7 protein-coding genes are annotated in these 6,777 nt (G+C 70.3%); 4 read left to right on the plus strand and 3 right to left on the minus strand.

The window, feature by feature from the left end; translation table 11 throughout:
* The first annotated feature begins 160 nt into the window (after positions 1 to 160).
* Entirely contained in the window at positions 161 to 328 is a 168-nt protein-coding gene (gene rpmG, locus CCR97_RS02525) for a 50S ribosomal protein L33 (protein WP_111355553.1), read from the plus strand.
* A gap of 573 nt (positions 329 to 901) precedes the next feature.
* Here rpmG and CCR97_RS02530 read toward each other — a convergent pair.
* Positions 902 to 2,278, minus strand: a complete 1,377-nt coding sequence (locus tag CCR97_RS02530; RefSeq protein ID WP_111355552.1) for a PleD family two-component system response regulator — start codon at positions 2,276 to 2,278, stop codon at positions 902 to 904.
* Positions 2,279 to 2,290: 12 nt separating this feature from the next.
* Positions 2,291 to 2,662: a response regulator gene (locus CCR97_RS02535; RefSeq protein ID WP_111355551.1), complete on the minus strand. Its 372-nt coding sequence runs from the start codon at positions 2,660 to 2,662 to the stop codon at positions 2,291 to 2,293.
* A 250-nt stretch (positions 2,663 to 2,912) separates the two neighbouring features.
* Between CCR97_RS02535 and CCR97_RS02540 the strand changes: the two genes are divergently transcribed.
* Positions 2,913 to 4,193 carry a DNA polymerase IV gene (locus tag CCR97_RS02540; RefSeq protein WP_111355550.1) on the plus strand — a complete coding sequence of 427 codons (1,281 nt, stop codon included), beginning with the start codon at positions 2,913 to 2,915 and terminating at the stop codon, positions 4,191 to 4,193.
* A 236-nt stretch (positions 4,194 to 4,429) separates the two neighbouring features.
* Here the strand turns inward: CCR97_RS02540 and CCR97_RS02545 are convergent, their stop codons facing one another.
* Positions 4,430 to 5,320, minus strand: a complete 891-nt coding sequence (locus tag CCR97_RS02545) for a cell envelope integrity EipB family protein (protein WP_170145688.1) — start codon at positions 5,318 to 5,320, stop codon at positions 4,430 to 4,432.
* Between the two features lie 304 nt (positions 5,321 to 5,624).
* Here CCR97_RS02545 and CCR97_RS02550 point away from each other — a divergent pair, with 304 nt between their 5' ends.
* Together CCR97_RS02550 and CCR97_RS02555 are read left to right on the plus strand one after the other, a co-directional pair.
* Positions 5,625 to 6,089 carry a RidA family protein gene (locus CCR97_RS02550; protein ID WP_111355548.1) on the plus strand — a complete coding sequence of 155 codons (465 nt, stop codon included), beginning with the start codon at positions 5,625 to 5,627 and terminating at the stop codon, positions 6,087 to 6,089.
* A gap of 31 nt (positions 6,090 to 6,120) precedes the next feature.
* On the plus strand, positions 6,121 to 6,777 hold a 657-nt coding region (locus CCR97_RS02555), incomplete at its 3' end, for a glycerophosphodiester phosphodiesterase family protein (RefSeq protein WP_201159277.1).

Here is a 6,777-nt window from a genome sequence, read left to right on the forward strand (position 1 = left end):
CCTGCGTCGATCGCCCCCGCCCGGCCCCGCTCCGCACCGGCCGATGCCCGTCGCCGGCCCGGAATGGCGGCCGGGCGGGGTGCTTCCTTGACATTTCGAGCTCTGTCACTAGGTTGCCCGCAACTCACCGCATCGTTCGTTCGATTTTCGAGGGCGCCCCATGGCGAAGGCCACCACCATCAAGATCAAGCTCGTCTCGAGCGCCGACACCGGCTACTTCTACGTGGCCAAGAAGAACTCGCGCACGCAGACCGAGAAGCTCGTCAAGAAGAAGTACGATCCGGTCGCGAAGAAGCACGTCGAGTTCCGCGAAGCCAAGATCAAGTGATGCCGCCACGGCGCGCGCCGCGGTCTGCTCCTCCTTCGATCCGCTGATCGTCTTCGATCCGCTGACGACACGCTGGCCGGGCTCGTCCCGGCCTTCGGCGTTTGGGCGCGCCGTACGGCACGCCACCCGACGGGTGGCGCGCCGCCGGGGCGCGCACAGGACGTTCGGAACGGGTGCTGTTGGGAGGCGCGCCGGCCGGCTCTACGCCATCCCCGGCGCCCTCAGGCGCGCCTTGCGGCGTCGGCGGATGACGGCCGAATGCCGGCCGCGATTAAAAGTGGCCGGCCGGGAGCGGTGTTTCGAGGAGGCCACTCTCACCGCTCACCGGCCGGCCGAACCCTACGGACCCAGGAGATGCGGCGGACCTGAGCACTCCGCAGGGTTAGCCCAGCTCGTTCGGGACGCGGCGACTCGGAGCACCTGCGCACTCCCGTCCGAGCAATTTCAATCAAAATCTATCGCAAGTTCCCGGGAAATCAACCGTCGTTCACCCGCGGGGACCTGCCCCCGTGTGGCATCCTAAACATTTAAGGTTTACAGATCAGGCGCTTAAATCGCGCGCGAGGGCCCGCCTCAGGCGGCGGCGGCGACCACCCGGTTGCGCCCGTCCCGCTTAGCCCTGTAGAGCGCCTCGTCGGCCCGCTTGAGAACCTTTGCCGGACTGTCGTCCGTTCCGGCTAGCCCGGCGATGCCCACCGAGATGGTCACCTCGACGCTGCGTCCCGACGCGTGGATCAGGAACGGCTCGGAGGCGATGCGCCGGCGCAGGCGTTCCGCCACCTTCGCGGCGACCGTGATGTCGGTGTCCGGCATCACGACGACGAACTCCTCGCCGCCGTAGCGGCAGGCGAGATCGATGCCGCGGATCGACTTGCGCAGCCGCATGGCGAACTCGCGCAGCACGTCGTCGCCGCCGTCGTGGCCGTGGGTGTCGTTGATCGACTTGAAGAAGTCGATGTCGAGGACCAGCACGGTCAGCGGCTTGCCGCGGGCGATCGCCTGGTCGACCAGGGTCGCCACATGGGTCTCCATGTAGCGGCGATTGTGCAGCCCGGTGAGCGCGTCGGTGATCGCCATCTCGATCGACAGCGTGACGTTGTCGCGCAGCCGCTCGGTGAAGCGCCGCTTGCGCACCTGGGTGCGGGCGCGGGCGAGCAGCTCGTTGCGGTCGACCGGACGGAACACGTAGTCGTTGACGCCGATCTCCAGGCCGCGATTGAGCCGCGAGCTCTCCTCCTCCGGATCGGCGATCGCCAGGATCGGGACGTTGCGGGTGCGGTCGAGCGAGCGGAGCTGGCTGCACAGGCGCAGCGCGTCGAAGCTCTCCAGGCCGAGCGACACGACGACGAGATCGTAGGGGCCGTCGGCGGCGCGGAACAGCGCTTCCGCGGCGTCGGTCTCGACGTCGACGGTGTGCTCGGCCGACAGCATCCCGGCGATCCGGTCCCACGACGACTTGCGGTCGTCGATGAGCAGCACGCGGCCGCTCCGGCCCTTGTCGGCAATCGCCTCCATGACCGGGTTCTCGATGCCGATCTCGCGCGAGGTCTGGGCCCGCATGCGCAGCTCGTCGGTCATCAGCTTGAGTCGGGTGAGCGAGCGCACCCGGGCGACCAGCGCGATGTCGGACACCGGCTTGGTGAGGAAGTCGTCGGCGCCGGCCTCCAGGCCGCGTACCCGGTCGGCGGCCTGGTCGAGCGCCGTCACCATGACGACCGGGATGTGGTGCGTCTTGGGATTGGCCTTGAGGCGCCGGCACACCTCGAAGCCGTCCATGTCCGGCATCATCACGTCGAGCAGCACGATGTCGCACTGCGCCCGCTCGCAGACCGCCAGCGCCTCGGCGCCGGAGAGCGCCGTGATGACGTCGAAATACTCGGCCGAGAGCCGCGCCTCGAGCAGCTTCACGTTGGCCAGGACGTCGTCGACGACGAGGATGCGGGCGGTCATCGGTGGGTCACCTCACGGCTGTCCGAGGAAGTGGCGGACGGTCTCGATGAACTTGCCGACCGAGATCGGCTTCGACAGATACGCCTCGCAGCCGCCCTCGCGGATGCGTTCCTCGTCGCCCTTCATGGCGAAGGCCGTCACGGCGACCACCGGGATGGCCTTGAGCTCCGGATCGTCCTTCAGCCAGCGCGTCACCTCGAGGCCGGAGACCTCGGGGAGCTGAATGTCCATCAGGATCAGGTCGGGGCGATGACGGCGGGCGAGGTCGAGCGCCTCGATGCCGTTGCGCGTCCCGATCGTGCTGTAGCCGTGCGCCTCCAGAAGATCGTGGAAGAGCTTCATGTTGAGCTCGTTGTCCTCCACGATGAGGACGGTCTTCGGCATCGAAGCCCCCCGCGGTTCTCGACCGCTCCGGCGAATTCGGCGTTTCAGCGCCGTCCGCGATATGGTCCTTACTAGCTCATCCTACAAGCTATTCCTTTCACAATCGCAAACAATCGCGCGTGGGAAAGGACTTGTTAAGTATAGTGAATCCGAACGCTGCGGCGAGTCCCGCGATGGCGCCCCGCATGGGAGGCTTGATCGACTCGACCCGCCGCCCGACAGTCGGGTGGAACGAGACCACGAGGCGCCGATGGCGGCCTTCTGCCGCGACTGTCTGAGCGAGGCGCCGGACGCCGCCCGCCGCTGCGCCCGCTGCGGGTCGCCGCGGCTCGTCCGGCACTCCAATCTCGACCGCTTCCACATCGCCCATGTCGACTGCGACGCCTTCTATGCCGCGGTCGAGAAGCGCGACCGGCCGGAATTGCGGGACCTGCCGGTGATCATCGGCGGCGGCAAGCGCGGCGTCGTCTCCACGGCCTGCTACGTCGCCCGCACCTTCGGGGTGCGCTCGGCGATGCCAATGTTCGAGGCGCGGCGGCTGTGCCCGGACGCCGTGGTGATCAAGCCCGACATGCCGAAATACGCCGAGGCCGGACGCACGGTGCGGGCCATGATGCGGCAGCTCACCCCGCTGGTCGAGCCGCTGTCGATCGACGAGGCGTTCCTCGACCTCGGCGGCACCGAGCGGCTGCACGGCGCCTCGCCGGCCATGACGCTCGCGCGCTTCGCCAGGCGGGTCGAGCAGACAGTCGGCATCACGGTCTCGATCGGGCTGTCGGAGAACAAGTTCCTGGCCAAGCTCGCCTCCGACCTGGAGAAGCCGCGCGGCTTCTCGGTCCTGTCGCAAGCCGACGGTGCCCACTTCCTGGCGCCGAAGCCGGTCACCGCCATCTTCGGGGTCGGCCAGGCGACCGCGGCGACGCTGGCCAAGGCCGGCTACCGCACCGTCGCCGACCTGCAGCGGGCCGACGAGACGGCGCTGATGCGCGCCTTCGGGGCCGAGGGCCTGCGGCTCGGCCGCCTCGCCCGCGGGCTCGATGCCCGCTCCGTGACGCCCGACCGGCCGGCCAAGAGCATCTCGGCCGAGACGACGCTCGACACCGACATCGCCGACGTCCGCCGGCTGGAGAAGCTCCTGTGGGCGCTGTCCGAAAAGGTGTCGGGGCGGCTGAAGGCGGCCGGCCTCGCCGGCAGCACCGTGACGCTGAAGCTCAAGCGCCACGACCACCGGCTGCGCACCCGCTCGCACAGCCTGCCGGCCCCGACCGCGCTCGCCGCGACGATCTTTTCGGTCGGCCGCGACCTGCTGGTGCCCGAGGCCGACGGAACCCGGTTCCGGCTGATCGGGATCGGGGTCGGCAGCCTCGCCCCCGGCGACACGGCCGATCCGCCCGACCTGATCGACACCCGCGCCACCCGCACGGCCGCGGCCGAGCACGCCGTCGACAAGATCCGGGAGAAGTTCGGCAAGGCCGCCGTCGTGCGCGGCCTGTCGCTGGACGACACCGACGAGACCCGGCGGAAGGGGTGACTCGTCCGTGCCACAGGGGCTCCCCTCACGAATGAACGACTTTCCCGATACTCGGGCGCGTGCCCCGGACAAGGCGCAGCGGGCCGCAAGGCCCGATGTGCCGCAGAGCCGGGGCCCAGGGTCCACACGGGATACGCCTCGCCCGATCGCCCCTGGGTCCCGGTTCGCGGCGCGTTGCGCCGCGCCCGGGACACGAGACCTCGACCGAGGCAACGCCCCGGAATGACTGCTTCAAGTTACGGGCACGCCTTGTCGGGCTTGATGTCGAGCTGGGTCATGTCGCCGGCGACGACGAAGTCGCCGTAGTCGAGGCGGAGCGCCCGCGAGATGCCGTTCTCGTAGAGCTGGAACCCGATGGCGTAGACCGGGACCTGCTCGCCCTGGCCGGCGGCGCGGTCGAAATAGCTGATCGTGACGGGCCACCGCTTGAGGCCGTCGAGCGCCGCCTGGCCGGCCGTCGCGTCGCCCTCGGGGCGGTTCTCCGGGCCGATCGCCGGGCCGATGACGGTGAGCGTGTTGAACGACTTCTGGCCGTTCTCGGAGCCGTCGTAGACGGGCAGCTCGAGCAGCGTCTTGCCTTCGCGCGCCGCTTCGAGAACGCGCCGCATGTGCTCGGTCGGAAACACCATTTCGACGCCGAGATCGAACGTCGTGCCGGTCGGCTTGGTGAGCGCCACCGCGACCTTGCCGTCGCCCCGCTCGGCCTTGCCGTCGACCATGTCGCCGGGCCGGTCGTTGACGTAGTTCTGGGAGCTGAAGCGGAAGCTCTTGGCCGCGGCGTCCTCCCAGGTGGAGGCGCGCAGGTCGCTCACCGCCACCTTGCCCTCGCCATTGTCGAGCTCGGACACTTGGCGGAACTGCAGCACCCAACCGTCGCACGCATTGCCGGAGAAGTCGTACAGGATACGGCCGCGGACCGACTGCAGCGACCGCTTGCCCTGCGAGCGGACGAGCTTGAGGTCGTAGACGGCGCGGTGCGAGGCGAGCCCCGGCGCGGCGCCCGCCGAGGGCGCCGGCGTTGCCGCCGTGCAGGCGGCGGCGATCACGACCGCAGCGGTGAGGCGGAACTGTAGGCGGCGGGCCTGCAGGAGGCGCGTGCACAACTGTCCGAGAGGGCCGAGGTCCATCGCGTCGGGAATCTCCTGTGCGGCGGCGGGCCGTCCCGCGCACCGTAACGGGAACATAGGCGGCGCCCGGAGTCGCCGCAACCGCGCGCCGCCATGCATCCGGCTTGCACGCGGGCGTTCGCCCGACCGCACCCCACCCGCGATGCGCGCCGCGGTATCGGGCGACGGGTATCGCGGGCTGCCGTGCCGGGCTGCCATGCCGGGCTGCCATGTCGGGGCCGGCGCCATGGCGACGCCCCATTGCGCGGCGATCCGCGATCGACGACAAGGTCGCGTTCCACAAACGGCCGGGGAGGCTCGACAAATGACCAGCAGTGCCGAACAGAAACTCGCGGAGCTCGGAATCGTGCTGCCGACGCCGGCGGCGCCGATCGCCAACTATGTCGGCTTCGTCCGGTCGGGCCGGCTCCTGTTCGTCTCCGGCCAGCTCTGCCTGGTCGACGGCAAGGCCGTCGCCACCGGCAAGCTCGGCGCCGACGTGACGATCGAGCAGGGCCGCGACGCGGCCCGCATCTGCGCCATCAACCTGCTCGCCCAGGTGAAGGCGGCGCTCGGCGATCTCGACAAGGTGGTCCGGGTGGTGCGGCTCGGCGGCTTCGTCGCCTCGGCCCCGAGCTTCCTCGACGGCCCCAAGGTGCTCAACGGCGCCTCCGACCTGATGGTCGAGGTGTTCGGCGAGAAAGGCCGGCACGCCCGCACCACGATCGGCGTCGCGGTGCTGCCCGGCGACGCGGCGGTCGAGGTCGAAGGCACCTTCGAGGTCGCCTGACCCTGAACCCTGACGGCAGGAGCGGCGCGCCATGGGGACCCTCGCTTGGCTCACGGCGCGCCCGATCGCCCATCGCGGCCTCCACGATGCCGGAAGCGGCGTCGTGGAGAACACCGCCGCGGCCTTCACGGCCGCCATCGCGGCCGGCTACGGCATCGAGACCGACCTGCAGCCGAGCCGCGACGGCGAGGCGATGGTCCACCACGACGACGCCCTCGGCCGGCTGGTCGAGGGCAAGGAGCGGGTCCGCGATCTCGACGCGGCCGCCCTGAAGGCCCGCCCCTACAAGGCCACCGCCGACCGCATGCTGACGCTCGGCGAGCTTTTGGACCTCGTCGGCGGCCGCGTGCCCCTGCTGATCGAGCTGAAGAGCCGCTTCGACGGCGATCAGGCCCTGGCGCGCCGGGTCGCGACCGTGCTGGCCGGCACGACCGCGCCGGTCGCCGTCATGTCGTTCGATCCGGCCCTGATGGCCGCCGTGCAGGACCTGGCGCCGAAGCTGACGCGCGGCCTCGTCGGCGAGCGCCGCTTCGCCGGGGCCGGCCCGCTCGACCGCCGCGCCGGGATGCTCGTCGATTCGCTGCGCGCCTGCGTGTTCATGCTCGGCGTTACCAACGGCGCCTACGCGGTCGCCGCCATCGGCTCGATGATGGGGCTGGCGAGCGAAGGCCGCGAGCACCGCGAGGGC

The organism is Rhodoplanes elegans (assembly GCF_016653355.1).
GTDB classification, from domain to species: Bacteria; Pseudomonadota; Alphaproteobacteria; order Rhizobiales; family Xanthobacteraceae; genus Rhodoplanes; species Rhodoplanes elegans.

Coding starts and splice junctions, on each gene's coding strand:
- rpmG (WP_111355553.1), top strand. CDS start 161: ATGGCGAAGGCCACCACCATCAAGATCAAGCTCGTCTCGAGCGCCGAC.
- CCR97_RS02530 (WP_111355552.1), bottom strand. CDS start 2,278: ATGACCGCCCGCATCCTCGTCGTCGACGACGTCCTGGCCAACGTGAAG.
- CCR97_RS02535 (WP_111355551.1), bottom strand. CDS start 2,662: ATGCCGAAGACCGTCCTCATCGTGGAGGACAACGAGCTCAACATGAAG.
- CCR97_RS02540 (WP_111355550.1), top strand. CDS start 2,913: ATGGCGGCCTTCTGCCGCGACTGTCTGAGCGAGGCGCCGGACGCCGCC.
- CCR97_RS02545 (WP_170145688.1), bottom strand. CDS start 5,320: ATGGACCTCGGCCCTCTCGGACAGTTGTGCACGCGCCTCCTGCAGGCC.
- CCR97_RS02550 (WP_111355548.1), top strand. CDS start 5,625: ATGACCAGCAGTGCCGAACAGAAACTCGCGGAGCTCGGAATCGTGCTG.